This is a genomic window from Aminobacter sp. HY435 (assembly GCF_027568395.1).
Lineage (GTDB): Bacteria > Pseudomonadota > Alphaproteobacteria > Rhizobiales > Rhizobiaceae > Aminobacter.
Genome location: NZ_JANKZL010000003.1, coordinates 131,644 through 156,985, shown reverse-complemented (window position 1 = coordinate 156,985; position 25,342 = coordinate 131,644). Strand labels below are relative to the sequence as shown.

The window sequence follows — 25,342 nt, the reverse complement described above, 5'->3', positions numbered from 1 at the left end:
CACCTCAGGCTGCGGCGGCGCAGGACGAGTCGCCCGAACGCCAGCGCGTGATATCCGAGCCGATACGTGCGCCCAGCGGCTCGCTCATCAGCGGGCCGAACACGTCGACCTGGCTGGAAGCGCCCTGCGCCTGCACCACCAGCAGCGGCCGCGCGCCATACTGCTTGGCGGGTACCAGCAGGAAGCGCGGCGTGCCACCGAAATTGTTCAGCTCATTGGCCATCTGATACTTCTTGAAGGCCGGATCCTTGCTGGCGAACCAGCATTTGTGCGCCGCAATCGCCACCTGCTCCATGGCGCGCAGCGAAGCACTCTTGCCCGAAGTAGCCGGCGACGGCGTCTTCGGCCCCGAATTGCAGGCGGCGAGGCCGATGACAGCGGCAGTTGCCGCCAGAATCCGCAGTGACTTCATTCGCCGATGCCCGCCTTTCGCAATGGATGACCTGATGGAGTTCGGAAGTGTCGCTCGTTCAGGCCGCCTTGGGCAGCCCGAGCGCGCTTTCGAACAGGGCACGGCCGTCGCTGCCGCCATGCGCCGCCTCGATCAGGTTTTCCGGATGCGGCATCAGGCCGAGCACGTTGCCCCTGTCATTGATGATGCCGGCGATGTCGTTGATCGAGCCGTTCGGATTGGTGCCCTCGGCATAGCGGAACACCACCTGGCCTTCGCCTTCGACGCGCTTCAGCGTCTCGGGATCGGCGAAATAGTTGCCATCGTGATGCGCGACGGGGCAGCGAATGACCTGGCCGGCCGCATAGTTGCGGGTGAAGGCCGTGTTGGCGTTGGCGACCTCGAGCTTCACTTCGCGGCAAACGAACTTCAGCGAGGTGTTGCGCATCAACGCGCCCGGCAGGAGGCCCGCTTCGACCAGGATCTGGAAGCCGTTGCAGACACCAACGACCTGCACGCCCTTGGCGGCCTTTTCGGCCACGGCGCGCAGCACCGGCATGCGGGCGGCGATGGCGCCGCAACGCAGGTAGTCGCCGAAGGAGAAGCCGCCGGGAATGGCGATCAGGTCGACATCGGGGATTTCGGTGTCGGTCTGCCAGACGGTGACCGGTGCGGTGCCCGAAATCTTGGTCAGCGCCGCGATCATGTCGCGGTCGCGGTTCAGGCCGGGGAGGAGGACGACTGCTGATTTCATTTCGGTTCGTAAGGCCTCTGAGGTTCGGCGAGTTCACGCAGTTCCCAACGACGCTCGATGCGCTCGAGCCGTTCGTCGTGGCGGTCTAGTCGGCGGTTCACGCCAGCCAGCGCTTCTTCCGCACCGGTCATTCTTAGCTTGATCTCCTGGAGGTCGAACTTCATCTCCGAGAGATCGCCGTGCACGCGTTTGAGCAATTCGTACATCAGGTCGTTTGTGACTTGTGCCATTCGGAACCTGCTTGCTCAGGCGCTAAGCGCCTGGACCGCCGCTTTCGTTCTTCAATCCTTGTTCGCCCTTCGGCGAGCTCGATGTTTGTAGTCCGGAGAAGTCTCGATGTCTCCGAAAACGCCAGCTGCAGATCGTCGAGACGAGACTGAAGCCGTTGCAGTTCCTGGAAGAGCATCTCCTTGGTGACTTCCGTCACTGCATCCTCCGATGCAACCTCAGATAAGCGTCACACTATAATTCTCAATCACGGTGTTCGCCAGAAGCTTCTCGCACATGGCGTTGAGGTCGGCTTCGGCCTTGGCCTTGTCGGCGCCTTCGATTTCGACGTCGAAGACCTTGCCCTGGCGCACCGAGCCGACGCCGCCGAAGCCGAGGCCGTCGAGCGCATGTTCGATTGCCTTGCCTTGCGGGTCGAGCACGCCGTTCTTGAGGGTGACGGTGACGCGGGCCTTGATCACGGGCATTTCACTCCGGAGCAGAATTGGAAAACAGTCGGGCGCGAAATTACTCGCGCCCGTGCTTGGATTTGTCAGTGCTTGACGAGAACCGGTCCGGTCGGACGGGGCGTCTCGTTCTCGTTCATGATGCCGAGGCGGCGCGCCACTTCCTGGTAGGCCTCGACCAGCCCGCCCATGTCGCGGCGGAAGCGGTCCTTGTCGAGCTTGTCCTGGGTGGCGACGTCCCACAGGCGGCAGCTGTCCGGCGAAATCTCATCGGCAACCACGATGCGCATCATGTCGCCCTCGAACAGGCGGCCGCACTCGATCTTGAAGTCGACGAGCTGGATGCCGACGCCCATGAACAGGCCGGAGAGGAAGTCGTTGACGCGGATGGCGAGCGCCATGATGTCGTCGATTTCCTGCGGGCTTGCCCAGCCGAATGCCGTGATGTGCTCTTCCGAGACCATCGGATCGTCGAGCGCATCGGCCTTATAGTAGAACTCGATGATCGAGCGCGGCAGGACGGTGCCTTCCTCGATGCCGAGGCGCTTGGCCAGCGAGCCGGCGGCGACGTTGCGGACAACGATCTCGAGCGGGATGATCTCGACTTCCTTGATCAGCTGCTCACGCATGTTGAGCCGGCGGATGAAGTGGGTCGGGATGCCCATCCGGTTGAGATGGTTGAAGATGTGCTCGGAAATGCGGTTGTTGAGCACGCCCTTGCCGTCGACAACCTCGTGCTTCTTCTTGTTGAAGGCGGTGGCGTCGTCCTTGAAAAACTGGATGAGGGTACCCGGCTCAGGTCCTTCATAAAGGATCTTGGCCTTGCCTTCGTAAATGCGTCGGCGTGACTTCATTTGATTGTTTCTCTGGTTGGAAGGGTAGACGGCAACCTACCGGTTCCCTTTCTCACGCCGCAAAGCCGCGGCGGCTGTGGGTTTCAAGGCCGGTCTCTACCTCAATCGGGGCCATTGCTCAATCGCCAATTCCCTGCAATCAACGCCTTTTGGTACGGAAATGCCGCACTGCAACAGCCAAATTGTGCGAAAGAGAGATATTGACCGGGGCACGGGCTTTTGGTTTGAGGAGCCCAACAATAGATACATCGCGTATCGAATCGATTTCCAGCTCGGAGGATTGCCATGAGCAGCATGAAGGACCGCGAAGAAGGCTTCGAGCGCAAGTTCGTCTTCGACGAAGAACTGCGTTTCAAGGCAAATGCGCGGCGCAACAAGGCGTTCGGCCTTTGGGCCGCCGAAAAGCTTGGCAAGTCGGGCGCCGATGCCGACGCCTACGCCAAGGAAGTCGTGGTTTCCGACATCGAGGAAGCCGGCGACCATGACGTGTTCCGCAAGGTTCGCGCTGATTTCGATGCCGCCGGCGTCGACCAGTCGGATCACCAGATCCGCCGCACCATGGACGAGCTGATGGCGCAGGCGATCGAGCAGATCAAGAACACCTGATCCTTCCTGCAGGACAGGGTCCAGTTTCTGGACCAATCAGCCGCCCGGATTCCGGGCGGTTTTTGTTTGCGCAGATGCCTGCTTCCGGTTGAAATGGGCGTCGATTGAAGGAGATCAGCAATGTCGCTTGCTCAGAGACTGCACGCCAACGAGACGATCATCACCGCGTGGTCGGGGGTGCCGGATGCGTTGACCGTCGAAATTCTCGCAGGGCAGGGCTTCGATGCCGTCACCTTGGACATGCAGCATGGCGGGCACAATGAAGACAGCGTTCTGCGTTCATTGTCGACTGTGATGCGCGCCGGCAAGCACGCGCTGGTCCGCGTCCCCGTCGGGCGCTTCGACATGAGCAGCCGCGCGCTCGACTTCGGCGCCGAGGCGGTCATCGCGCCGATGGTCAATTCGGTCGAGGACGCCCAGCGCTTTGCCGCATCGATGAAATATCCGCCGCTCGGCGAGCGCTCCTGGGGCCCGACCTTCGCCGCCCCGCGCCACGGCAGCAAGGATCCGGTCAAATGGCTGCGCGAGAGCAATGCCCGTACCGTGTCCTTCGCCATGGTCGAGACGCATCAGGCGGTGGCCGTCCTCGACGGCATCCTGGCCACGCCTGGCATCGACGGCATCTTCGTCGGGCCGGGCGACTTCTCGATTGCCTGGACCAAGGGCGAGACGGTCAACGCCACGCTGGAAGCGATGATGGAAACGGTGGCCGACATTGCCCGGCGCACGCGCGCCGCGGGCAAGCACGCCGGCATCTATGTCACCGACCCGGCCGTCGCCGGTCGCTTCGTCAGGATGGGTTTTCAGCTGCTGGCCACCGGCTCCGAGCACCAGCTGATCGCCGCGGGCGCGTCCAGCCTGCTCGCCGATCTGAAGAAGTCGATCAGTTAGCCTTCGAGCCGCGACAGGAACTGCGCGAACACCATCGACCCTTCCGGCCACGGTCCATGGCCGGAATCGGCGTTGATGTGGCCTGAATCCCCCGCATTGATGAACAGCGAACCCCAGGCGGCGGCGATGTCTTCGGCAACGTCGAGCGCGCAGTAGGGGTCGTTGCTGCTGGCGACGACGACCGAGGGAAACGGCAGCGGATCGCGCGGGTAGGGGCCGAAGGTCATCAGGTGCTTCGGCTTGATCGCTGCGTTCGACACATCGGGCGGGGCGACGAAAAAGCCGCCCACGACACGCTTCTTGAACCCTGGGATGGCGTGGATGGCGGTCGGGATGCCGAGCGAGTGGGCCACCAGCACCACCGGCTTTTCGGCTGAATTGACGGCGTCGATGACGCGCGCGGTCCAGTCCTCGCGGACGGGCTTCGACCACGCGTCCTGCTCGACGCGGCGCGCGGTCGACAGCTTCTCTTCCCAGCGGCTCTGCCAGTGGGCTGGACCCGAATTGGTGTACCCGGGAACGATGATGATATCGGCGTCTCTTACCTTCATGCCGCGCATGTAGCGTTCCGGTCGGGCCGGTGCAACTCCTCGCTCGATTGTCATGGATTGTCGAACGACCTGTTCGATCATTGCCGGCTTGTGTCAACGATTGCCATCGCCGATCTAGGGAGGGACAAACGCAACAGCCGTGTTGGCCGGAGTGGATTTTGGAACTGACACGACGCAAATTGATTGGCGGCGCTGCATTGCTCGCATTGGGTGCGAATGCCGGCGTCGGCCACACGGAGCCAAGGATGAGCAGGATTCCCTTTGCCGCAACGACCCCGACCAGCGTGTCCCGCGTCGGCCTCAAGGCGCGCGATGCAAATGTGCTGGCAGGCTTTTACCGCGACGTCGTCGGCCTGCAGGAACTCAGGCGCGACGGCGAGACGATCACGCTCGGCGCCGGCAGCCGTGCTTTGCTCGACATCGAATCCGACAAGGCCGCCAAACCGGATGATCCCCGCAGCGCCGGCCTGTTCCACACCGCGTTCCTGCTGCCCGGCCGTGCCGATCTCGGGCGCTGGATCAAGCACGCCATCGACAGGCGTATTCCTGTCGACGGCGCGTCCGACCATCTGGTCAGCGAGGCGCTCTATCTCACCGATCCCGAGGGCAACGGCGTCGAGATCTACCACGACCGTCCGCGCGACAGCTGGAAATGGAACGGCACCCAGGTCGACATGGCCACCAACCAGCTGGACATCGGCTCGATAGTCGCCGAGGTGCCCGAGGGGGACGCCGGTTGGCAGGGCGCGCCCGACAACAGCATCGTCGGCCACGTCCATCTGCGCGTCGGCGATCCGGCTGTCGCAGCGGAGTGGTGGAACAAGGAGTTCGGCTTCGACACGGTGGCCAAGTATGGTCCCAGCGCCGTGTTCCTGTCGTCGGGCGGCTATCACCATCACATCGGCGCCAATTCCTGGCAAAGCCCGCGCGCCGGCCGCCGCGACCCGTCGCTGACCGGCCTTGCCTGGGTCGAGATGCGCTCGGCGGATGCCAAGTCGGTTTCGTCCTATGAAGACCCCTGGGGCACCGTCATTCGCGCGGTTCCTGGCCAGCCGGGCTAAGCTAGTTCGAGGGTCGCGAGATAACCAAAAACAGGGGCCACCGGTGATCCGGTGCTTCAGCCTCATTGGCAATGGAAAAAGACTTGTTAGCGTACGTTTTGTTCGGGAATCTGACAGTAAGAATTTCTGCAGTGACTTTGTCGCAAAAATTCATGATCTGACTGGCGCAGTCCTGGCACCATTTGTCAAAATTTTCAGGCTTTACTTCTGGGGCTATATTGCGCAACGTTGGTAGCGTAAATATCTGTTCGCCTATTTCGCTGATGCTGTTTCCCTGTTGAGGGTGAGCGAAATGCCTGTGCTCGGCGTGGTCATCGAAGTTCGAAAGATCGAAATCTAAGCCGCCTTTCGCGAAGTGGTGGGCGGACATGTTGCGGTATGCCTTCGCGACCAAGAAGCATCTACTGGAGCGGAGGCTTCTTTGGATCACGGGCCCCTCTGCACGGGCCAGCATGACCTTGCCAGATAGGTGGTCGAGCGTGTCAATTGCTTCATACAGCACGCTTGCTAGTTTTCTCGTACTCCATAGCCAGCGTACATATTGCATGGCGGCCAGATCGCGGTTGGCATCACCTGCGTCGACAGGCGCCCTGGCCATGAGCGACCAATAGAAACGAATGTCATTCGTGATGAACGATGACGCTAGAATAAAGTCTCGCTCATTCGAATCCAATGACAGCAGTTCTTCGGTGGTGAGAGACACCACGCCGAAATGCGTGACGTAGCGTCTCTCTTCTTTGGTCACCCAAACACCCGGCTGAAAATCGTGTCGACATGCTTGGTGTGATAGCCGAGGTCGAACTTTTCGCGGATTTCGCTCTCGGGCAGGGCGGCGGTCACTTCCTTGTCGGCCAGCAATTCCTCAAGGAAATCCTTGCCTTCTTCCCACACCTTCATGGCGTTGCGCTGGACCAGCCGGTAGGCGTCCTCGCGGGAAACACCGGCCTGCGTCAGTGCCAGCAGCACGCGCTGCGAATGCACCAGGCCGCGGAACTTGTTCATGTTCTTCAGCATGTTGTCGGGATAGACGACGAGCTTGTCGATGACGTTGGTCAGCCGTGCCAGCGCGAAGTCGAGCGTGACGGTGGCGTCCGGGCCGATCATACGCTCGACCGAGGAGTGCGAGATGTCGCGCTCGTGCCACAGCGCCACGTTTTCCATCGCTGGCGCCGCATAGGAGCGGACCATGCGGGCGAGGCCTGTCAGGTTCTCGGTCAAGACAGGGTTGCGCTTGTGCGGCATCGCCGACGAGCCCTTCTGGCCCGGCGAGAAGTATTCTTCGGCCTCCAGCACTTCGGTGCGCTGCAGATGGCGGATTTCGGTGGCGACGCGTTCGATCGACGAGGCGATGACGCCGAGCGTGGCGAAGAACATGGCGTGGCGGTCGCGCGGGATAACCTGCGTCGATACAGGCTCCGGCTTCAGGCCGAGCTTGGTTGCGACATGCTCTTCGACGCGCGGGTCGATGTTGGCGAAGGTGCCGACCGCGCCCGAGATCGCGCAGGTGGCGATGTCCTCGCGCGCATGCACCAGCCGCTCGCGGCAGCGCGAGAATTCGGCATAGGCCAGCGCCAGCTTGACGCCGAAGGTCGTCGGCTCGGCATGGATGCCGTGGCTGCGGCCGATGGTGACGGTGTCCTTGTGCTCGAATGCGCGGCGCTTCAGCGCCTCCAGCAGCGCGTCGATGTCGGCAAGCAGGATGTCGGAGGCACGCACCAGCTGCACCGACAGGCAGGTGTCGAGCACGTCCGACGAAGTCATGCCCTGGTGGATGAAGCGCGAATCCGGGCCGACGAATTCGGCGAGGTGCGTCAGGAAGGCGATGACGTCATGCTTGGTGACGCGCTCGATCTCGTCGATGCGCTCGACGTCGAACCTTGCAGCACCACCCTTTTCCCAGATCGTCTTCGCCGCTTCCTTGGGGATCACGCCGATCTCGGCCAGGGCGTCGCAGGCATGGGCCTCGATCTCGAACCAGATGCGGAAGCGCGTCTCGGGAGACCAGATTGCGACCATCTCGGGTCGCGAATAGCGAGGGATCATGGCGGGGCTCTTCCAGCTGGGGTTTCGTCGCCGCTCCCCTAACAGAGGTGGGCGCAATGCTCAACGCGAACGGCCGGCAAACCACAGTGCTGCGGCGATTAGGGCTATGAATCCGAGCGGAAAGTACATCCTCACGCCCAAGACGGCGAACTGATAGGCGGCCACCAAGCCGGTGAACACGAATTGGAACGCCCAGGTGAGGGTGAAGGCCGGCGCGTGCCATTCGGCATAATAGCTGCGGTATTGGAGTGCGTAGAGCAAGGCGGTCAGGCCGACGGTCATGGCGGCCAGCGCCACGAAGCACGCTGCAAAGGCAGTCTCGGGCCTGCGCCGGCGCGTCAGCAGCCCGGCCAGCGTCCAGGCGAACGGGAACGCCAATGCTCCGCCGAGGAAAAACAGCAGCGCCACCGTGCGGATCCTGTCCGCCGTTTCCCATTGGTCGAGCATCAGCGATGCGATGGCGCTCGCTCCCATGGCAAGGCCCCATGCCGCTGATCCCGCCACGGCAATGCGCAGCGACGGCGCAGCGGTGCGTAGCCGCCTTGCCAGCCCCGGCGATGCCGGCTCATCGAAGCGGCGCGCGGCGGCGCTCATGGCGGGCGTGCGGCTCACGACCTGCCGGTCACTGCGATCCAGCGATGATCAGGACCTTCGAAGCCATGTCGGATGACCGTGACGAGGACGGCGTAAGACATCTTTCCGTCCGGCGCGAAGAAGGTCTGAACCCCGCCGATGCGGTAGCCGGTCGGACAGGCCCGGCTCTGGGGCACATCCTTGTCTTCCTGCAGGACTTCGCTCTTGCCGTCGACGGTCCTGGTCAGCCTGAAACCCTTCACCGGGCCAATTCCCGGGCAGCGCTCGATTTCGCCCAGATCGATTTCTTCGAGGTTGAACTCCAGTTGCGGATCGATCGGCGGGAAGACCGGACGCGGGTTGACCACCATCTTGTGCGGGTCGGCGCTGTTTTCAGTGACGGCGTTGAAGCCGGCGAGATGGCCGCGGCTTGCAGCGAGGTCGGCATCCCTGGCGATCTTTTCGCCGCGTAGGCGCGCCTCGTCCCGCGCTGCCTGCGCAGACTTGCCCTCGTCTTCCAGCATGACGCGGATCGGCGTGTCGGGTAGGAATTCGTCGGTCGTGGTGTCGATGTAGAAGCGGTTGGCGTAGGGGAAGCCCGAACCATCCTGCACGCCGAACTCTTCGAACGCGAAAGTCTTGCCGTCGGCGCCGAAGCCGAGCACGTTGAGTTCCGCGGCGTCGCCCGCCTGCGCGGTCTGCGCGGCGAGCAGCGACACGCCGGCGAGGCAAAGAAGCTTGATCGATTTCACGGCAATCCCTCTCGTTCCCGGTTGAATCTGTTTTTCAGGTCAAAGCTCTAACATACCGTCAATGAAGGGTTTTGCGTCATCGCCGCGCCTTCCAAACCGGCATGATGTCGCCGGCAGCGGCGGTCGCGGCATGGACGCCGCGCGCGATTGCCCTGGCCATCGTCGAAGTCGCCGCCGCATAAAAGTCGACGATCTCGGCCTGGCCGACGCTGATGCCGCTGGCGCCCGTCGCGAGGCCGAACACCAAATCGCCGTCGAACGGCGTGTGGACTGGCCAGATGGCGCGGGTAAAGCCGTCATGCGCCGAAATCGCCAGCCGCTTGGCGGCGGCCTTCGACAACACCGCGTCGGTGGCGATCACCGCGATGGTCGTATTGGCGACGGCGCTGTTTTCTTCCTCGTATTTCTTGAATACCCGGGCTGCATCCGCGGGCATCGGCGAGGGATAGCCGAGGCCGCCGAATTCGCGGTTCAGCTCGAAAGGCGCCGCCCAGAAATTCCTGGAGCGCCCGACGGTGACCGAGCCTGTCGGGTTGACGGCGACGAGCGCGCCGACGGTCACGCCATTCGGCAGCACGGTCGAGGCCGAGCCGAGGCCGCCCTTCAGGCCGGCGATAAGCGCGCCGGTTCCTGCGCCTGCGCTGCCTATGGCGAACGTGTGGCCGGCGGCCTGCACGGCGTCGAAGCCCAGTTCGCGATAGGGCGGATAGCGCCCCCAGTCCTTGTCGCCGCCGTTCAGCAGGTCGAACAGGATCGCCGCCGGCACGATCGGGATGATCTGGTCGCGCATGGCAAAGCCAACGCCGCGTTCGCGCAGCGCCGCCTGCACGCCTGATGCCGCGTCGAGGCCGAAGGCCGAACCGCCCGACAGCACGACAGCGTTGACCGTCTCGACCGTATTGTGCGCCTCGAGCAGGTCGGTCTCGCGCGTTCCCGGCGCCCCGCCCAGTACCTGCACCGCCGCAGTTGCCGGTGTGTCGCACAACACCACCGTCACGCCGGATTTGACGCGTTCGTCGGCAGCGTTGCCGACGCGCAGCCCGGCGACATCGGTGATCAGGTTCAGCGGTCCAGGCTTCAGTGTCATGGCTTAGTCTACCGGTACGAAATTGGTCCCGTCGAAGCGAAACAGGCGATAAAGGTTCTGGGTGAGGTCGCCCTTGGCGTCGAAGCGGAAACGGCCGATCGCCGTCTGGAACGCGTTGCCGGATAGCACCTCGGTGAGCGGCTTTCCGCCTGTTGCCGCCAGCGCCGATGCCGCGCTGGCGATTTCCACGGCCGCGTAGGCCGGCAAGACGTAGCCTTCGGCCACGATCTTCTCGGCTTCAAGGCGCTGCAGGACCTCGGCTGAGGCGAGGCTGGCCCATTGCGGTGGCGCGATCATCAGCGTCCCGCTGGCAGGCAGCACGGCCAGATCGGCGGTGTTGAGCGTGTCGCCGCCGGCAAATACCATCGCCAGGCCCTGGGCTGCGGCATCGCGGCCCATCACCGCGATGTCTTCGCCGTCGCCGCCGACGAAAACATGCGTCGCGCCCGCCTTGCGCAGGCGGCCGATCAGCGCGACCTGGTTGTCGAGCTGCGGCCTGAACGTGTCGACGAACACCGGTTTCAGCCCGGCCTGCTCGGCCGCGGCCCGCAAGCTCTCCGCAAGCTCGCGGCCATAGATCGTGCCGTCGTCGATGATGGCGAACAGCTCGTTTTGCCACAGCCGCGTCAGGATGGCGGCGGCCGCGTCGCGTTCGCTGTCGCCGCGCGGTCCCAGCCGGAACACTTGCCAGCCGGTCTTGCTGCGGCTGTCGGTCACGCTGTTGGTGCGCACACCTGTGGTGATGACCGGGATGTTGGCGTCCTTGAGGTGCGGCAGTGCCGCTTCCAGCGCTTCGGTACACAGGAAGCCGGTGGCGACGGCCACGCCTGCGGCGATGAATTCTTCGGCGGCGTTGGTCCCGCCTTCGGCCGAGCAGCTGTCGTCGCTGACTGTCAGTACAGCTCCGGTTGCTGCGGCGGCTTGTTCTGCGCCGGCCCTGATCTGTTGTCCGAGGATCGCCTGCGGGCCGGAAAGCGGCGCGGCGACGCCTATCTTGGACGCTTCGGCTTGGGCCGCCAACGCAACAAGCGATGCGCCAAGTGCAGTGATGATACCGGTTGCGGCTCGCATTCGATCCAACAAAAATCCTCTGCGCAGGCAAGCTTACGCGAACTATTTGACCTACTGCGCCGCCCGGCCAAGCGCAATGTGCTTGTGGCTCATTTGCTTGTGGCTTGAACTATGCGGCCATATATAGCGGTCAGGGTTCATTGCAGGAAAAGTTGAGTGCTCAAGAAGTTTGAAGTCGGGCCGCAGGCCTACCGCGATGCGATGAGCCATTTTGCTGGCGCAGTCCACCTGGTCACCACCGATGGCGTGGCTGGCAGACGTGGCGCCACCGTCATCGCGGCCTGCTCGGTGTCCGACACCCCGCCCATGGTGCTTGTCTGCGTCAATCGCGAAAACCCCAAGAACGACGCCTTCGTCGCCAACGGCAATTTCGCGCTCAATACGCTGGCCGCGCGCCACGAACCGCTGGCCGTCGCCTTCTCGGGCGTCACCGGCTTGCCGCCGGAGGAGCGTTTCGCGCTTGCCGAGTGGGAAATGCTGGCATCCGGCGCCCCGACGCTGGGCGACGCGGTCGCGGTATTCGACTGCGAGCTGGTCGACACCAAGGAACTGGCGACGCATCGCGTGATGTTTGGCAAGGTGACAGGGTTGCGCATCGGCGATAACCTCCGCCCGTTGATCTATCACGGCCGCAGCTACCACGTGCTCTAGGCCATCTCCGGAAGCGCCATGACCGATCTTATGTCTCGTCCCATCCCCAGTTCGATCGACGAGACCCTCGCCATGCTCGCCGGCGCCGACTATGTCGCCGACCGGGCGTTGGCGACGGTGCTGTTCCTGAGCCTGCGCATGAATCGGCCGCTGTTCCTCGAGGGTGAGGCCGGCGTCGGCAAGACCGAAATCGCCAAGGTCCTGGCCAGCGCGCTCGGCCGCCGGCTGATCCGTCTCCAGTGCTACGAAGGCCTCGACGTCTCGTCCGCCGTCTACGAGTGGAACTACGCGGCGCAGATGATCGAAATTCGCATGGAGGAAGCGGTCGGCAACGTCGATCGCTCCGACATGGAAAAGAACGTCTTCTCCGAAAAGTATCTGATCCGCCGCCCCGTGCTCGATGCCCTGACCGGCAAGGCCGGTGCTGCCCCGGTGTTCCTGATCGACGAACTCGACCGCACCGACGAGGCGTTCGAAGCCTTCCTGCTGGAGATCCTGTCCGACTATCAGGTGACGGTGCCCGAGCTCGGCACAATCAAGGCGGAGGAGCCGCCGATCGTCATCATCACCACCAACCGCACCCGCGAGATTCACGATGCGCTCAAGCGGCGCTGCCTCTACCATTGGGTCGATTATCCCAATGCGGAGCGCGAGCTGGAAATTGTCCGTCGCAAGGTGCCGCAGGCCAACAAGCGTCTGTCGGCCGAGGTCGTTCGCTTCATCCAGCGCCTGCGCGAAATCGAGCTGTTCAAGGTGCCGGGCGTGGCCGAAACCATCGACTGGGCCGGCGCGCTGACCGAACTCGACAAGGTGGCGCTCGATCCCGAGACGATTTCCGACACGATCGGGGTCCTGCTCAAATACCAGGACGACATTGCACGTATCGAACAGGGCGAGGGCCGCCGGATCCTCAACGAGGTGAAGGCGGAGCTTTCGGCAGCGGAGTAGGTGATGGACGCGCTACGCTCCGCAGCACCCGACGGCCGCATCGCCGACAACATCGTCTATTTCGCCCGCGCCCTGCGCAAGGCCGGCATGCGGGTCGGCCCGGCCTCGGTCATGGATGCCATCGAAGCTGTGCTGGCCTCGGGCATCGGCTCGCGCGACGATTTCTACTGGACGCTGCATGCCGTGCTGGTCAGCCGGCACGAGGATCACGCCATATTCGACGAGGCGTTCCGGCTATTTTGGAAATCGCGCGAGCTGATCGAAAAGATGCTGGCGATGTTTTCTCCGGTTGCGCCCGACCGCCGCGAGAAGCAGAAGCCGCGCACCGCTGAAAACCGCGTCAGCGAGGCGATGTTCGAGGGCCACCAGAAGGCCCAGCCGCCGCGCGAAATCCCCGAGATCGAGGTCGACGCGCGCTTCACGGTGTCTGGCAACGAAATGCTGCGCGGCAAGGATTTCGCCCAGATGACGGCGTCCGAGATTGCGCAGGCCAGGCGCGAGATCGCGGCGCTGCGGCTGCCGTTCGACACTGTCCGCACCCGTCGCTTCAAGCCCGACGCGCATGGCGGCAGGGCCGATCCGCGCGCCATGATGCGGGCGGCGGCGCGCACCGGCGGGCAACTGATCCTGCCGAAGTTCCGCTCGCCCCGTGAGATCCACCCACCGCTCGTCGTGCTCGCCGACATCTCCGGCTCGATGAGCCAGTACACGCGCATCTTCCTGCATTTCCTGCACGCCCTGACGGAAAAGCGCAGGCGCGTGCACACATTCGTCTTCGGCACGCGACTGACCAACCTGACGCGGCAGATGCGCCACAGCGACCCCGACGCGGCACTTGCCGAATGCTCGGCTGCGGTCAAGGACTGGTCCGGCGGAACCCGCATCGGCGACACCATTGGCGAGTTCAACCGGCTTTGGTCGCGTCGCGTCCTTGGCCAGGGCGCGGTGGTGCTGCTCATCACCGATGGGCTGGAGCGCGACGACGTTGCCGGTCTCGGCGAGGAAATGGAGCGCCTGAACAAGTCGTGCCGCCGGCTGATCTGGCTCAACCCGCTGTTGCGCTTCGACGGTTTCGAGGCGCGGGCTCGCGGCGTTCGCGCCATGCTGCCGCATGTCGACGAATTCCGTCCGGTCCACAATCTCAATGCGCTCGGCGATCTCTGCGCGTCGCTCGGCGCTCCCGCTTCGCGCAGGTCCGATCCGCGCCTGTGGCTTGACGGCCTCGGCCGGGCAACCTGAGCCCAAAGGAGGTACCAATGCCCAGCAGTTTCCTGGACGAGGCGCGCGACCCGCTGACCATCGCCGAAAACTGGATGAAGGACGGCAAGGATGTCGCCATCGCCACGGTTGTCGAGACCTGGGGCTCGGCGCCGCGGCCCGTCGGCAGCCATCTCGTCATCGATGCCGACGGAACGTTCCACGGGTCGGTTTCCGGCGGCTGCGTCGAAGGTGCGGTAATTTCGGAAGCCATTGAGGTCATCGGCAGCGGCAAGCCGAAGATGCTGGAGTTCGGCGTCGCCGACGAGACCGCCTGGCAGGTCGGGCTCTCCTGCGGCGGCCGCATCCGGGTTTATGTCGAGCGGCTGGGGTAGGGCGATGGATCCGTTTGCACTGAAGACCCTCAACGCCGAGCGCCGCTCCCGCCGCGCCGCCATCCTCGTCACCGACATGGGCGACGGCCGCGACCGCGTCGTCAAGGAAGGCGATCTCGTTGCCGGCGATCTGGGGCAGGCCATCGCCAAGGCATTCCGCACCGGCCTTTCCGGCAGTGTCGAGGCCGAGGGCCGCCAGTTCTTCCTCAACGTGCACCTGCCGCAACCCCGCCTGGTGGTCATCGGCGCGGTGCACATCAGCCAGGCGCTTGCGCCGATGGCGCGGATCGCCGGGTTCCCAATCGAGATCATCGATCCGCGTACGGCGTTTGCCAGCGCCGAGCGCTTTCTCGAGGGCAGCCTGAACGCTGAATGGCCAGAGGACGTGCTCACCCGTCGCCCGCTGGATCGTTACGCCGCGCTGGCCGCCGTGACGCATGACCCGAAGATCGACGACTACGCGCTCAAGGCCGCGCTCGATGCCGAGTGCTTCTACGTTGGCGCTCTCGGGAGCCGCAAAACGCACGCCAAGCGTGTCGAGCGCCTGCTCGCCATGGGCGCCACGCCGCAACAGATCGAGCGCATCAATGCGCCGATCGGGCTCGACATCGGCGCGGCAAGTCCGGCCGAGATTGCGGTGGCCGTGCTGGCGCAGGTGATATCGGCGTTCCGCTCGCGCGGGCTGGCAGGCAAGGCGAAAGGCGAGGCAGCGTGAAATTCGGCAGGGTTCCTCTCGGCGAGGCCGAGGGCGCTGTTCTGGCGCATGCGACGACGGCCGGCGAGCATCGCTATCGCAAGGCGCACGTCCTTTCAGCCCAGGACATCGACAAGCTCATGGCGGCGGGACTGAGCGAGATCGTCGTTGCGGTACTCGAGCCGGGCGATCTCGGCGAGGACAGCGCCGCCGGGACGATTGCCGCGAGCATGCGCCACCGACATGTCGAGGTCAGGCCGGCCTCGACCGGGCGGGTCAACCTTCATGCCTCCAAGGCCGGTGTCTTCACCGTCGACGCAAGCCTGGTCGACGCCATCAACGCCATCGACCCGGCAATCACCGTGGCGACGCTGGCCCGCCACGATACGGTCGAACAGGGGCAGATGGTCGCCACGGTGAAGATCATTCCCTTCGCCGTGGCTGGACGCCTCGTCGACAAGGCAGTCGAACTGTGCGCCACGCGCGAGATATTCGCCGTGAGCCCTTTTACCGCCAAGCGGGTCGCCGTCATCCAGACGGTGCTGCCCAGCGTCAAGCCAAGCGTTCTCGACAAGACGCTGCGCGTGACCGAGCAGCGCCTGGCCCGCTCCGGCAGCCGGTTGATCGCCGAGCGGCGCACGCCGCACGACGCAGACGTCGTTGCCGATGCGGCGCGCGCGCTTGCCCGTGAGCACGACTTGCTGCTGATCTTCGGCGCGTCGGCGCTCAGCGATTTCGACGACGTCATCCCAGCCGCCATTCGTGCGGCAGGTGGCACGGTCACGCGATCCGGCATGCCTGTCGATCCGGGCAACCTGCTCGTCCTGGGGCACATCGGCGAGACGGCGGTGATCGGCGCGCCTGGCTGCGCCCGCAGTCCCAAGGAGAACGGCTTTGACTGGGTGCTCGACCGGCTGATTTCAGGGCTGGAGGTGACCGCCGCCGACATTGGCGCCATGGGGGTGGGCGGCCTGCTGATGGAGATACCGACGCGACCGCAGCCGCGCGATCTCCCGGCCATTCCCGCCATGCCCAAGGTCCATGCCGTGCTTTTGGCCGCCGGCCGCTCAAGCCGCATGGCAGGCCCCAACAAGCTGATGGCGCTGTTCCAGGGCAAGCCGCTGGTGCGCCGCACCGCCGAGCGCGTGCTTGCGTCGAAGGCGGGGGGAGCCGTCGCTGTCACCGGGCACCAGGTCGCGCGGATCGCCGTGGCGCTTGCCGGACTCGACATTCCGCTCGTGCACAATGCCGATTTCGCCGCCGGCCTTTCCGGTTCGCTGAAGACCGGCGTGGCGGCGCTGCCTGATGACGCCGCCGGCGCGTTGATCGTTCTCGGCGACATGCCGGAGGTGCTGTCTGCCGATCTCGATCGGCTGATCGAAGCCTTCGAGCGTGCCGACGGCCGCGCCGTCGTCCGCGCCACGCACGACGGCAAGCGCGGCAACCCGGTCATCCTGCCGCGGACGCTGTTCGCCGCCGTTGCCCATCTCGAGGGCGACACCGGCGCGCGTCATCTCGTCGAGGCGGAAGGCATCGATGTCATCGACGTCGAGATTGGGGCAGGGGCTGCCGTCGATGTCGACACGCCCGAGGCGCTCGAAACGGCCGGTGGAATGCTGCAGGATTGACAAACAGGCTATTGGCTAGCCAACCCTTGACCATGATCGATTCAACATCGCATTCCTTCACGCCGGCCACTGGCCTGCCGGCCATCTCCGCCACAAGGGGAGCAACCTCGAACGCTTGGTTGCAGGTCAGCTTGCGCCGCTTGGTTCTGCCGCTTGTCCTTGCCACATTTGTTGCTGCTCCCGTCCAGGCCCAAAGCCTCGCGCCCTACAAGGACGATCTCTTCGCCTATCCTGCGATCCTGTCGTCGGAGGGGGAGACATACCGCGTCGTCGACTACCGGGAGATGCGCGACATCAATGAGCGCGACCAGGTGCCGGAGCGCCGGGTCCAGGGCAAATATGTCTCCACTGGCGTCCGCAAGGCGCAAAAGGATCTGGTGCTGAAGACCGACGCCGGCGACATCCGCCACGTGGCTGTCGGCAAGTCGGAGGGCGCGTCGGTCATCGTGCTCTATCTCCACGGACAGGGCGGCAGCCGCAAGCAGGGCGTCGACGATTTCACTTTCGGCGGCAACTTCAACCGCATCAAGAACCTGATGGTTGCCAATGGCGGGCTCTACCTGTCGCCCGACTTTTCCGACTTCGGCGACAGGGGCGTCGCCGAGGTGGCGGCCCTGATCGACCACTATGCGGCGCTGTCGCCTGGCGCCAAGATCGTTGTTGCCTGTGGCTCGATGGGCGGTCAGCTGTGCTGGGGACTGGCGCGCGACGCCAAGGCGGCAAGGCAACTGGGCGGCCTGATGCTGCTCGGCTCGCTGTGGGACGACGGCTTCCTCAAGTCTCCGGCCTATGCCGCCAAGGTGCCTGTTTTCTTCGGGCAGGGCAGCAAGGACCCGGTTTTCCCCGCGGACAAGCAGGAAGCCTTTTTCCGGTCGATCCTCGCCAAGAACAAAAGCTACCCGGCGCGCTTCGTCCGCTTCGAGACGGGCACGCACGGCACCCCGATCCGCATGACCGACTGGCGCCAGACGCTCAACTGGATGCTGGCGGCGAAGTAGCTCACGGCCCGGTGTGGTAGTCGAGCACGGTCTCGGGGTTGATTTCGCCGTCATAGGACGCATCGACGTCGTACTTGATGAGCGAGAACGCGCCGTCGCGGAAGATCCACAGCCCATCGGATGACGCGTCGCCGACGCCGCGCCACTTGGCATGCGAGGCGACCGACATCGTCTTGTCGTCAAAGCCCGAGTTGACCAGCTCTGCTTCGGAGCGATAGCCGATGATGCTCAGGCTCTCGACCTTGCCTTCGGAGTTGTCGTTCTCGTAGCGGATGTCGAGTTCGGGCGTGGCGAAGTGCTGCTGCCTGAGTCCGTCGCTTTCGGTCCACAGATAGTAGACGTGGCTCTCGTTGTAGGCGGCCATGTTGCAGAAGAAGCGGAACAGCCGCGCCTCGCTCGCCGGCGTGTCGGCGGCGTCGGATTTGTTGTGATAGGCGATGGAGTAGGCGAGTGCCGCGTCCTCGCGCTCGTCGCTGGTGTCGCACTGCCCTTGATAATCGAGCGCGAACAATTGCTTGGCGTGGGCCGCGACAGCATCGGTCTCGACCGGCGGCGTGTCGCCGCATTGCTTGGGCAGCGCATCGGCAAGCGTGCCTTCGGCCGGTTGCAACGTGCCCTTTTCCAGCTGGATCGGCGTGAAGGGCGGCTCCTGAATGGCTGCGTTGACCTGGCGCGCGGTATAGCAGCCGGCAAAGACCCTTTCCGCGCCGTCGGTGCCGACGGCGCGGATGGCGACGGGAACATTGTAGAAGATGCTGCCGGCGGCGCCATCGGAGCTGACAGGGCCGGTCTCCAAGTCAACTCGCGCCGTCGTCTCGTAGCCCTTGGCGAAGTCCTGGAAAGTCTTGGCAGGCTTGGTCTCGCCGAAATAGTCCCAGGCGCGGGCATATTCCTGGCGGTTGATCGCATTGTAGAGCGAGCGGACGACGTCGGCCGCATCGGAGCGGTTATCGAAATATGCAGGTTCTGCGGCCACTGCCTCGATCGCGCACAGCCCCGAAAGGACCAGGGCTATGGCTGCGGTGGTCGAATACGTCTTCATCGCGAATCTCCTGCCTGCCGCAATCATGCATCATCGATTGCGGCAGCGCAGTGACGCGTCGGCCATCACGCCTGACGCGTCGACATTTCGCGCGCTATGCGGGGGAAATCGGCCGGCTTGATGCCGATGTCGGACCGGTCGGCGTTGCTCATGGCGTTGAGCAATGCCAGTGCGGCGCGATAGCGCGCCTGTTCCTTCGGGCGCGGGCGGGCGAACAGTTCTGTGTAGAACCCCATAATCCAGGCTCCTGTTGTCCTCCCAGGCTTCGATATAGGTGATTCCACGCTCATTGTGCAGTGCAGCATAAGCATGCCTGCCATGCGCTTGCGGTTTTCGTGCGAGACTTCGCTGATTTGGCCGAGGAAACCGTAAGATGTGGCCAGTTTCGCGAAGCGATTCTTAACCGCCCCTGGCTATGTTCTGGCAGTTTTTGCCGTATCATACGCTTCGTTCGGAGTAGCTTGCGTGGGCCCAGGAACCAATCGCGACTTTGCTTCGCTGCTCGATGATCTGATCGTCGCGTCGGAGCTTGGCGATATTGCGCCGGCTCCCACCATCCCGTTCGACTACCTCGCCGTAGCCGAGGAGCTGCATTCGGGCCGCATCCGCGTCGCCGGCGAAACTGTTGCCGCCGAATATCGCGAGGCCGGGGCCGATCTGGAAGACGAGTTCGTGTCGCTGCTCGATATGGTCAAGGCGCAGCCCGAAACCGTAGCCGCCGAGGAGCCGGCGGCGCCGTCCATCGATCCAGCGGAGATTGCAGCCGAACTCGGCATTGCCGAGGCGCATCCTGGCGACCTCGCCAGGATGCGGCGCAGTTTCGCTTTGGCCAACCATCCGGACCGTGTCGCGCCGCATCTGCGCCAGCGCGCCATGGTGCGCATGCAACTCGCCAACATGATGATCGACGACGCCAAGCGTCGGGCGGCGAAAAAGAAGCCTTGATGCGGCCGCTGCCGTATCAGCCCATTGGCCGCATAAGCAAAACGCCTTATCTACGGCATGCTGTACTTCCACAGCCGGAAGCCATCATGCTCAGGATCCAGAAGATACCGCTCAAGGACATTTACGTTCCAGCGGCCCGCAAGAAGACCCTGCATCCGGAAACCGTCCGGCATCTTGCCGAGGACATCCTCGAAAACGGCATGAAGATGCCGATCCAGGTTCGTCACGACGGCAAGAGATATGTGCTGATCGAGGGGCTTCATCGCCTCGAAGCCGCCAGATGGCTGGGCGAGGCCGAGATCGACGCCTATCTCGTTCATGCCCGCCGCCATTGATTTCGAAGTTTTTTCACGTCGCAGTGTCGGGTGCGGCACATGCCGCTCGTCCTAGGTCCGGAAACTGATCTTTTGGGAGACCACGAATGACCACGATTGTTGAAGCCGCCCCCTTGAGCGAACGCGAACTGGTGCTTGCCCGTATCATCGACGCTCCGCGCGAGAAGGTCTATCGCGCCTGGACCGACGCCCAGTTGCTGCCCAGGTGGTTTGCACCGCTGCCCTGGACGACGTCCAGCGCCAGGCTCGACGTTCGCCCAGGTGGAAGCAGCATGGTCGTCATGCGCAGCCCCGAAGGCATCGACTACCCCAATGCCGGCATCTATCTCGAGGTGGTGCCGAACGAGAAACTGGTCTTCACCGACGCCTTCACCGAAGCGTGGAAGCCGTCCGAGAAACCGTTCATGGCTGTCGAACTGACCTTCGAGGACGCTGGCGGCGGCAAGACCAGATACACGGCGCGCGCCAGGCATTGGACGCTCGAAGACAAGCAAGCGCACGAAAAGATGGGCTTTCACGAGGGCTGGGGCCAATGCACCGAACAGCTCGAAGCCCTTGCCAGGACGATCTGATCGATCACGCGTTCCCGCCGCCGCGGCCAAATGCGTGGCGCGTGCTTTTGCCGTGCCGCCACGCTTGTTGGCCTGCTGCGCGCCCGGCATGATGATCGCCGCCTGTCCCAATTCGGGTCAGGCGGCGGCATCTTTTGTTGCTGGCGGGCACCGGAAAGTGTATCTTCCAACGGCTCTCGAAATGTGCCCGTTCGGGGCTTCGATGCAGCGAACAGCCGGAGACCGGCACGAGGTGTTCGTGGTGCGGCAGTCAGTCCTGGAACTGTCCGCCATGCGTCGCTTCCATTATCGCCAGGCCCGGCCGCATATGCACCTGACGCATCCCGCGGGAGGAAGACGGTCATGGCTATCGCGTTGACAATGCAGGAATATCTCGAAGACAACCACATCCGCTACGATGCCGCAAAGCATGCGCGCACCGGGTGCTCGATGATGACGGCGGAGGCGAGCCACGTACCCGGCAACGCGCTGGCCAAGGGCGTGGTGCTCAAATGGGACGATGGCTATGTGCTGGTGGTCCTGCCGGCATCGCGCCATGTCGACCTGGCTCGCATGCGCGAGATCATCGGCGACAAGGTCCAGCTCGCAAGTGAGGAAGAGGCAAGTTCGCTATTTCCCGATTGCGATGAGGGCGCCGTGCCGATCCTTGGCGTTCCGTATCGCGTCGCCTGCGTGATCGACGAGCAGTTGCGGCGCGGCAGCGATATCTACTTCGAAGGCGGCGACCACCGCACACTGGTGCATGTCACCGGCGACGAGTTTTCGCGGCTTATGTATGGCATGCCGCAGGCTCGCATCAGCTGGTAAGCGCAGCCTCCTGCGGGAAAGCGCGTCCGGGCGGATAGTTGGCCGGACGAGATATTGCCTGTTTGGTGTCATCCAAATGCCATCAGCCGGTCATGCTCGGCAGCTATGGTGCCGCCAGTCGAAAAGGTCATGAAAGGAGGCGACAATGGTCGATCAGCCAGAACTGACGCTTGAAGAATTGCTGCGCGAACCGATGATCCTCACGCTGATGGAGCGTGACGGCTACACAGCGGACGACATCCGTCTTCTGGCGCGACAGGTAACGACGGCGGCCAGCGCCCGCCCGGGGGTGATGCGCAGCCGCATCCCCTATCGTGCAGCGCCAAGCTGGTGCGGCCCTTCCGCTTGCGCTTGACAGAAATTGCCCGGCGCGCCGCTGGAGTTGCGGCCGTGCCGGGCCTGTTGGCCATCGGCCATTCGAATCCCCTCGACAACGCTTCTTGGCCTCCCTATGCCCGGTTTCGCAACCAGGCGAGGGAAACATGTCGATGCAGTACGAAGGTGGATGCATGTGCGGGGCCGTCCGCTACGTGGCTGTCGGTGCGCCCGTCAACGAGCGCATCTGCCACTGCCATAGCTGCCAGAAGGCGATAGGCGCTGCCTTCAACGCCCGGCTGATGTTTCGCGCCGAGGCTGTTTCGCTGAGCGGCCCTTTCAAGACTGCGAACTCTTCGCCCAACGTCCAGCGCGGCTTCTGCCCGGAATGTGGCACGACCGTCTTTTCAGGGCGCGAAAGCGCGGGCGTGCTGGCCGTGACGTCTGGATCGCTCGACGATCCCGAGCAATTCCGGCCGACCATGCACATCTGGATCTCGTCGCGTCAGCCGTGGCTCAAGCTGGATGACGGTCTGCCGCGGTTTTCCGAAGCAGCGCCAGCCTGAGCCCAGGCTTCAGGCCGCGCGGGCGATCGCCGAGCCGTTGGTATCGAACAGCGTCGAACGGGTCGTGTCGATCCTGATGCCGACAGTCTCGCCGATGCTGGCAGGCGTGTCGGCTGGCGCGTTCACGTTGATCAATCCCAGTCTGTCGTTACGCACGAACACGCTTGTGGTGCCGCCGAGATATTCGGCGGCTTCCACGGTGCCGCGGCAATGGCCGTCGGCGGGCGCGACCAGGGTGAGATGCTCCGGACGCGCTCCAAGCTGGGTCGGCGCCGTTCCGTTCGCGAGACGCAGGTCGACGGTGCCTTCGCCCGACAGGTCGAGCGTGGCGTCGCCGCTGCGGCTGCACGGCAGGACGTTCATCTTGGGGCTGCCGATGAACTGCGCGACGAACAGGTTGGCGGGACGCTCATAGAGTTCGTGCGGGCTGCCGTGCTGCATGACGCGCCCTTCTTTGAGCACGACGATGCGGTCGGCGAGCGTCATCGCCTCGACCTGGTCGTGGGTGACATAGATCATCGTCGCATCGAGCGCGCGGTGCAGCTTGGCGATCTCGAGCCGCATGTCGACGCGCAGCGCTGCGTCGAGGTTCGACAGCGGCTCGTCGAACAGGAAGGCGACCGGCTGGCGCACGATGGCGCGGCCGATGGCGACGCGTTGGCGCTGGCCGCCCGAGAGTTGCCTGGGGTAGCGGTCGAGCAATGGCGTGAGCTTCAGCGTCTCGGCGGCGGCGTCCACCTTGGCCTTGATTTGCGCGGCAGGCAGTTTCGCCAGCTTCAGGCCGAAGCCCATGTTCTGGCGCACGGTCATATGCGGGTAGAGCGCATAGGACTGGAAGACCATCGCCAGCTGGCGGTCGACCGGGGCGGCTCTGGTCACGTCCTTGCCGTCGATGATGATCTGGCCCGAGGTCGTCTCCTCGAGGCCGGCGATCATCCGCAGCAAGGTGGATTTGCCACACCCTGATGGGCCGACGATGACGACGAACTCGCCACGGGCGATTTCGAGGTCGAGATCCTTGATGATCTCCGTGCCGCCATAACGTTTGCCGGCCTTGGTGAGTGAAATCGTACCCATGGAACCTCCAGAAGCTCTTTGTTGTGCACAGCGTGCCGCCGAAGGTCCTGAGACCCTTCGGGCCGTTCTGCGTTCAGCCCTTGACCGCGCCGGCAGTCATCGAGCCGCTGATCTGTCGATACATGACGAGGCCGAGCAGCATCGGCGGCAGCGCGCCGACGATCATCACGGCGGAAGCCACGCCCCACTGCACGCCGCCGCCGCTGGCGGCGAAGAAGAACGAGGCGCCGACGGTGATCGGCACGGCCTTCGACGTCGTCAGCATCAGGCCGAACAGGAATTCGTTCCATGCAGTTATGAAACCGAAGATCAGGCTGGTGACGATCGCCGGCCGGCAGACGGGGGCAATGACGCGCAACAGGATTTGCCTGCGCGACGCACCGTCCATCAATGCTGCCTCGTCGAGCTCACCAGGCAAGTCGCGAATGGCGTTGACGAGGATGATCAGGGCGAGCGGCAGGTTGACGATGGTCAGGATCAGCCCAAGCCCAAGGCGGGTGTCGAGCAGCGCCAGCCACTGGAACATCATGTAGAGCGGGATTGCAAAGATGATCAGCGGCACGGCGCGCAGATTGACGATGAACGGCAAAAGCGTGCTTTCGCCGACCTTGCCGCGCGCGATCGCATAGGCGGCCGGCAGCGCCAGCGCCACGGCCAAGCCCGTGCCGAGAGAGGCGACCGCCAGGCTGTTGAGCAGATAGAGGAAGATGTTGAGCCGGTCGGAAACCTGGAAGACGGCGAAGTAGTTCTCCAGCGTTGGCGACTGCACCCACAGCCCGGGATTGGTCGACAGCTCGCGTGCGCTCTTGAACGAGGTCGAGAGCGTCACCAGGATCGGAAAGTTCATCGCGATGGCCGCGACGGCGAAGACAAGCCAGCGAAGCGCCGTAATCATCAGCGGGCTCCCTTACGACGATTGGCGATGTAGTTGAGGCCGTAGAGCACGCTGAACGATAAGACGAACAGGATCACCGAAGCCGCTACTGCCTTGCCGATGGCGCCCTGCTTGAAGAACGCTTCGTAAATGTAGATCGACAGCGAGGCGGTCGAGCCACCGGGGCCACTGCCGGTCAGCACGTAGACGTTGTCGAAGACACGGAAGCCGTCGATGAAGCGGATGAGCAGGGCGACCACGATGGTCGGCGCCATCAGCGGCAGCTCGATGTACCACAGGCGGTGGCGGCGGCGGGCGCCGTCCATGGCGGAGGCCTCGACGATCTCCTTGGGGATCGCCTGGTAGGCCATGTAGAACAGCAGCAGCGCAAATGGTGTCCACTGCAGGGTCTCGACGACGATGAGTGTCCAGAACGCGGAGGCCGGGCCGAGGAACGAGAAGCTCGCGCCGAAATACTCCCAGAGATAATAGGGCACCGGTCCGACGAATTCGTGCAGGACGAGACGATACATCAGGCCGACCAGCGCCGGCGCCACCATCAGCGGCAGCATCAGGATCGCCAGCAGCCAGCTGCGCTTTTCGATCAGCGGCGACAGGAAAATGGCGAGGAACAGGCCGAGCGCGCATTCGAGCAAGGCCGTCAGCACGCCGAAGCGCAGCGAAAACCAGCTGGCCTGCCAGAACGCGCTGTCGTTCCAGACGGCGGCGAAATTGGCAAAACCGGTTATCTGCGGGCTGCGCAGGTTTTCGAAGCTGACTTGCGAGACCGAATAGACGAGGTTGACGATGGCCGGGAAGCCAAGGAACATCAGTAGGAAAACCACCAGCGGCGTCGCCAGCAGCTTGAATTCGGACGAGGGGGCGCGTTGCGAAATCGTTGTCATCAATCGATCTACAGCTGGCTCCACAAGGAAGCATGGGTGGCTGGCCGGAACCCGGCAGCGACGTCGTCGGACAATGCGACAGGGC

Annotated in this window: 33 protein-coding genes; 16 read left to right on the top strand and 17 right to left on the bottom strand. The window is 64.0% G+C overall.

The window, feature by feature from the left end; all coding sequences use genetic code 11:
• Positions 1-4: 4 nt before the first annotated feature.
• From PCJ21_RS04230 to purC, 5 genes are all read right to left on the bottom strand, one after another.
• Positions 5-412 carry a hypothetical protein gene (locus tag PCJ21_RS04230; protein ID WP_269930132.1) on the bottom strand — a complete coding sequence of 136 codons (408 nt, stop codon included), beginning with the start codon at positions 410-412 and terminating at the stop codon, positions 5-7.
• Positions 413-470: 58 nt separating this feature from the next.
• On the bottom strand, positions 471-1,145 hold the full coding sequence (gene purQ / locus PCJ21_RS04225) for a phosphoribosylformylglycinamidine synthase subunit PurQ (protein WP_269930131.1): 675 nt from the start codon (positions 1,143-1,145) through the stop codon (positions 471-473).
• Positions 1,142-1,375, bottom strand: coding sequence for a hypothetical protein (locus PCJ21_RS04220; RefSeq protein ID WP_269930130.1), 234 nt, complete (start codon positions 1,373-1,375; stop codon positions 1,142-1,144). The genes purQ and PCJ21_RS04220 overlap by 4 nt, the downstream gene beginning before the upstream one ends.
• Positions 1,376-1,591: 216 nt before the next feature.
• On the bottom strand, positions 1,592-1,834 hold the full coding sequence (gene purS, locus PCJ21_RS04215; RefSeq protein ID WP_108609867.1) for a phosphoribosylformylglycinamidine synthase subunit PurS: 243 nt from the start codon (positions 1,832-1,834) through the stop codon (positions 1,592-1,594).
• A gap of 71 nt (positions 1,835-1,905) precedes the next feature.
• Positions 1,906-2,673: a phosphoribosylaminoimidazolesuccinocarboxamide synthase gene (gene purC / locus PCJ21_RS04210; RefSeq protein WP_269930129.1), complete on the bottom strand. Its 768-nt coding sequence runs from the start codon at positions 2,671-2,673 to the stop codon at positions 1,906-1,908.
• A 285-nt stretch (positions 2,674-2,958) separates the two neighbouring features.
• On the opposite strand from purC, the gene PCJ21_RS04205 reads away from it, so the two are divergent.
• Both PCJ21_RS04205 and PCJ21_RS04200 read left to right on the top strand, forming a co-directional pair.
• A complete protein-coding gene (locus tag PCJ21_RS04205) occupies positions 2,959-3,279 on the top strand; it encodes a DUF1476 domain-containing protein (RefSeq protein WP_269930128.1) in 321 nt (106 codons plus the stop codon).
• Between the two features lie 120 nt (positions 3,280-3,399).
• Positions 3,400-4,170 carry an HpcH/HpaI aldolase family protein gene (locus tag PCJ21_RS04200; RefSeq protein ID WP_269930127.1) on the top strand — a complete coding sequence of 257 codons (771 nt, stop codon included), beginning with the start codon at positions 3,400-3,402 and terminating at the stop codon, positions 4,168-4,170.
• Here PCJ21_RS04200 and PCJ21_RS04195 read toward each other — a convergent pair.
• Positions 4,167-4,721, bottom strand: a complete 555-nt coding sequence (locus tag PCJ21_RS04195) for an RBBP9/YdeN family alpha/beta hydrolase (RefSeq protein ID WP_269930276.1) — start codon at positions 4,719-4,721, stop codon at positions 4,167-4,169. The genes PCJ21_RS04200 and PCJ21_RS04195 overlap by 4 nt on opposite strands.
• Positions 4,722-4,879: 158 nt before the next feature.
• Here PCJ21_RS04195 and PCJ21_RS04190 point away from each other — a divergent pair, with 158 nt between their 5' ends.
• Positions 4,880-5,782: a VOC family protein gene (locus PCJ21_RS04190; protein WP_269930126.1), complete on the top strand. Its 903-nt coding sequence runs from the start codon at positions 4,880-4,882 to the stop codon at positions 5,780-5,782.
• Position 5,783: 1 nt separating this feature from the next.
• Here PCJ21_RS04190 and PCJ21_RS04185 read toward each other — a convergent pair whose 3' ends face one another.
• From PCJ21_RS04185 to PCJ21_RS04160, 6 genes are all read right to left on the bottom strand, one after another.
• Positions 5,784-6,527: a hypothetical protein gene (locus PCJ21_RS04185; RefSeq protein WP_269930125.1), complete on the bottom strand. Its 744-nt coding sequence runs from the start codon at positions 6,525-6,527 to the stop codon at positions 5,784-5,786.
• Positions 6,524-7,825, bottom strand: a complete 1,302-nt coding sequence (gene purB / locus PCJ21_RS04180) for an adenylosuccinate lyase (protein WP_269930124.1) — start codon at positions 7,823-7,825, stop codon at positions 6,524-6,526. Before purB ends, PCJ21_RS04185 begins: the two co-directional genes overlap by 4 nt.
• Before the next feature lie 60 nt (positions 7,826-7,885).
• A complete protein-coding gene (locus tag PCJ21_RS04175) occupies positions 7,886-8,437 on the bottom strand; it encodes a hypothetical protein (protein ID WP_269930123.1) in 552 nt (183 codons plus the stop codon).
• Complete coding sequence (locus tag PCJ21_RS04170; protein WP_269930122.1) at positions 8,434-9,150, bottom strand: DUF2259 domain-containing protein; 717 nt, start codon at positions 9,148-9,150, stop codon at positions 8,434-8,436. The genes PCJ21_RS04175 and PCJ21_RS04170 overlap by 4 nt, the downstream gene beginning before the upstream one ends.
• A gap of 76 nt (positions 9,151-9,226) precedes the next feature.
• On the bottom strand, positions 9,227-10,237 hold the full coding sequence (locus PCJ21_RS04165) for a P1 family peptidase (RefSeq protein ID WP_269930121.1): 1,011 nt from the start codon (positions 10,235-10,237) through the stop codon (positions 9,227-9,229).
• A 3-nt stretch (positions 10,238-10,240) separates the two neighbouring features.
• Positions 10,241-11,308 carry a branched-chain amino acid ABC transporter substrate-binding protein gene (locus PCJ21_RS04160; RefSeq protein ID WP_269930120.1) on the bottom strand — a complete coding sequence of 356 codons (1,068 nt, stop codon included), beginning with the start codon at positions 11,306-11,308 and terminating at the stop codon, positions 10,241-10,243.
• A 156-nt stretch (positions 11,309-11,464) separates the two neighbouring features.
• On the opposite strand from PCJ21_RS04160, the gene PCJ21_RS04155 reads away from it, so the two are divergent.
• The 7 genes from PCJ21_RS04155 (at position 11,465) to PCJ21_RS04125 (ending at position 17,819) form a co-directional block, all read left to right on the top strand.
• The gene (locus PCJ21_RS04155) at positions 11,465-11,959 is read left to right on the top strand and encodes a flavin reductase family protein (protein ID WP_269930119.1); all 495 of its coding nucleotides are present in this window, start codon (positions 11,465-11,467) and stop codon (positions 11,957-11,959) included.
• Positions 11,960-11,977: 18 nt separating this feature from the next.
• Positions 11,978-12,907 carry an AAA family ATPase gene (locus PCJ21_RS04150; RefSeq protein WP_269930118.1) on the top strand — a complete coding sequence of 310 codons (930 nt, stop codon included), beginning with the start codon at positions 11,978-11,980 and terminating at the stop codon, positions 12,905-12,907.
• 3 nt (positions 12,908-12,910) lie between these two features.
• Positions 12,911-14,146: a vWA domain-containing protein gene (locus PCJ21_RS04145; protein ID WP_269930117.1), complete on the top strand. Its 1,236-nt coding sequence runs from the start codon at positions 12,911-12,913 to the stop codon at positions 14,144-14,146.
• 17 nt (positions 14,147-14,163) lie between these two features.
• A complete protein-coding gene (locus PCJ21_RS04140; protein ID WP_269930116.1) occupies positions 14,164-14,499 on the top strand; it encodes an XdhC family protein in 336 nt (111 codons plus the stop codon).
• A gap of 4 nt (positions 14,500-14,503) precedes the next feature.
• Positions 14,504-15,214, top strand: a complete 711-nt coding sequence (locus PCJ21_RS04135) for an XdhC family protein (protein WP_269930115.1) — start codon at positions 14,504-14,506, stop codon at positions 15,212-15,214.
• Positions 15,211-16,821 carry a molybdopterin-binding/glycosyltransferase family 2 protein gene (locus tag PCJ21_RS04130; RefSeq protein ID WP_269930114.1) on the top strand — a complete coding sequence of 537 codons (1,611 nt, stop codon included), beginning with the start codon at positions 15,211-15,213 and terminating at the stop codon, positions 16,819-16,821. The genes PCJ21_RS04135 and PCJ21_RS04130 overlap by 4 nt, the downstream gene beginning before the upstream one ends.
• Before the next feature lie 131 nt (positions 16,822-16,952).
• Entirely contained in the window at positions 16,953-17,819 is an 867-nt protein-coding gene (locus PCJ21_RS04125) for an alpha/beta hydrolase family protein (protein ID WP_442865956.1), read from the top strand.
• A gap of 1 nt (position 17,820) precedes the next feature.
• Here the strand turns inward: PCJ21_RS04125 and PCJ21_RS04120 are convergent, their stop codons facing one another.
• Both PCJ21_RS04120 and PCJ21_RS04115 read right to left on the bottom strand, forming a co-directional pair.
• A complete protein-coding gene (locus PCJ21_RS04120) occupies positions 17,821-18,861 on the bottom strand; it encodes a DUF1176 domain-containing protein (protein WP_269930113.1) in 1,041 nt (346 codons plus the stop codon).
• A gap of 65 nt (positions 18,862-18,926) precedes the next feature.
• Entirely contained in the window at positions 18,927-19,097 is a 171-nt protein-coding gene (locus tag PCJ21_RS04115) for a DUF1127 domain-containing protein (protein ID WP_108608394.1), read from the bottom strand.
• 229 nt (positions 19,098-19,326) lie between these two features.
• Here PCJ21_RS04115 and PCJ21_RS04110 point away from each other — a divergent pair, with 229 nt between their 5' ends.
• The 6 genes from PCJ21_RS04110 to PCJ21_RS04085 all read left to right on the top strand — a co-directional run bounded on the left by PCJ21_RS04110 (position 19,327) and on the right by PCJ21_RS04085 (position 22,401).
• Complete coding sequence (locus tag PCJ21_RS04110) at positions 19,327-19,806, top strand: hypothetical protein (RefSeq protein WP_269930112.1); 480 nt, start codon at positions 19,327-19,329, stop codon at positions 19,804-19,806.
• An 86-nt stretch (positions 19,807-19,892) separates the two neighbouring features.
• Positions 19,893-20,141, top strand: coding sequence for a ParB N-terminal domain-containing protein (locus PCJ21_RS04105; protein ID WP_269930111.1), 249 nt, complete (start codon positions 19,893-19,895; stop codon positions 20,139-20,141).
• 86 nt (positions 20,142-20,227) lie between these two features.
• The gene (locus tag PCJ21_RS04100) at positions 20,228-20,713 is read left to right on the top strand and encodes an SRPBCC family protein (protein ID WP_269930110.1); all 486 of its coding nucleotides are present in this window, start codon (positions 20,228-20,230) and stop codon (positions 20,711-20,713) included.
• A gap of 342 nt (positions 20,714-21,055) precedes the next feature.
• On the top strand, positions 21,056-21,520 hold the full coding sequence (locus PCJ21_RS04095) for an aminoacyl-tRNA deacylase (RefSeq protein ID WP_269930109.1): 465 nt from the start codon (positions 21,056-21,058) through the stop codon (positions 21,518-21,520).
• Positions 21,521-21,665: 145 nt separating this feature from the next.
• Positions 21,666-21,875 (top strand): hypothetical protein, encoded by a 210-nt coding sequence (locus tag PCJ21_RS04090; RefSeq protein WP_269930108.1) that lies wholly within the window; start codon positions 21,666-21,668, stop codon positions 21,873-21,875.
• A 127-nt stretch (positions 21,876-22,002) separates the two neighbouring features.
• Positions 22,003-22,401, top strand: a complete 399-nt coding sequence (locus PCJ21_RS04085) for a GFA family protein (protein ID WP_269930107.1) — start codon at positions 22,003-22,005, stop codon at positions 22,399-22,401.
• A 9-nt stretch (positions 22,402-22,410) separates the two neighbouring features.
• Here the strand turns inward: PCJ21_RS04085 and PCJ21_RS04080 are convergent, their stop codons facing one another.
• The 3 genes from PCJ21_RS04080 to PCJ21_RS04070 all read right to left on the bottom strand — a co-directional run bounded on the left by PCJ21_RS04080 (position 22,411) and on the right by PCJ21_RS04070 (position 25,257).
• Positions 22,411-23,478 (bottom strand): ABC transporter ATP-binding protein, encoded by a 1,068-nt coding sequence (locus PCJ21_RS04080; protein ID WP_269930106.1) that lies wholly within the window; start codon positions 23,476-23,478, stop codon positions 22,411-22,413.
• A 73-nt stretch (positions 23,479-23,551) separates the two neighbouring features.
• Positions 23,552-24,373 carry a carbohydrate ABC transporter permease gene (locus PCJ21_RS04075; protein ID WP_269930105.1) on the bottom strand — a complete coding sequence of 274 codons (822 nt, stop codon included), beginning with the start codon at positions 24,371-24,373 and terminating at the stop codon, positions 23,552-23,554.
• Complete coding sequence (locus tag PCJ21_RS04070) at positions 24,373-25,257, bottom strand: carbohydrate ABC transporter permease (RefSeq protein ID WP_269930104.1); 885 nt, start codon at positions 25,255-25,257, stop codon at positions 24,373-24,375. Before PCJ21_RS04070 ends, PCJ21_RS04075 begins: the two co-directional genes overlap by 1 nt.
• Positions 25,258-25,342: the final 85 nt, after the last annotated feature.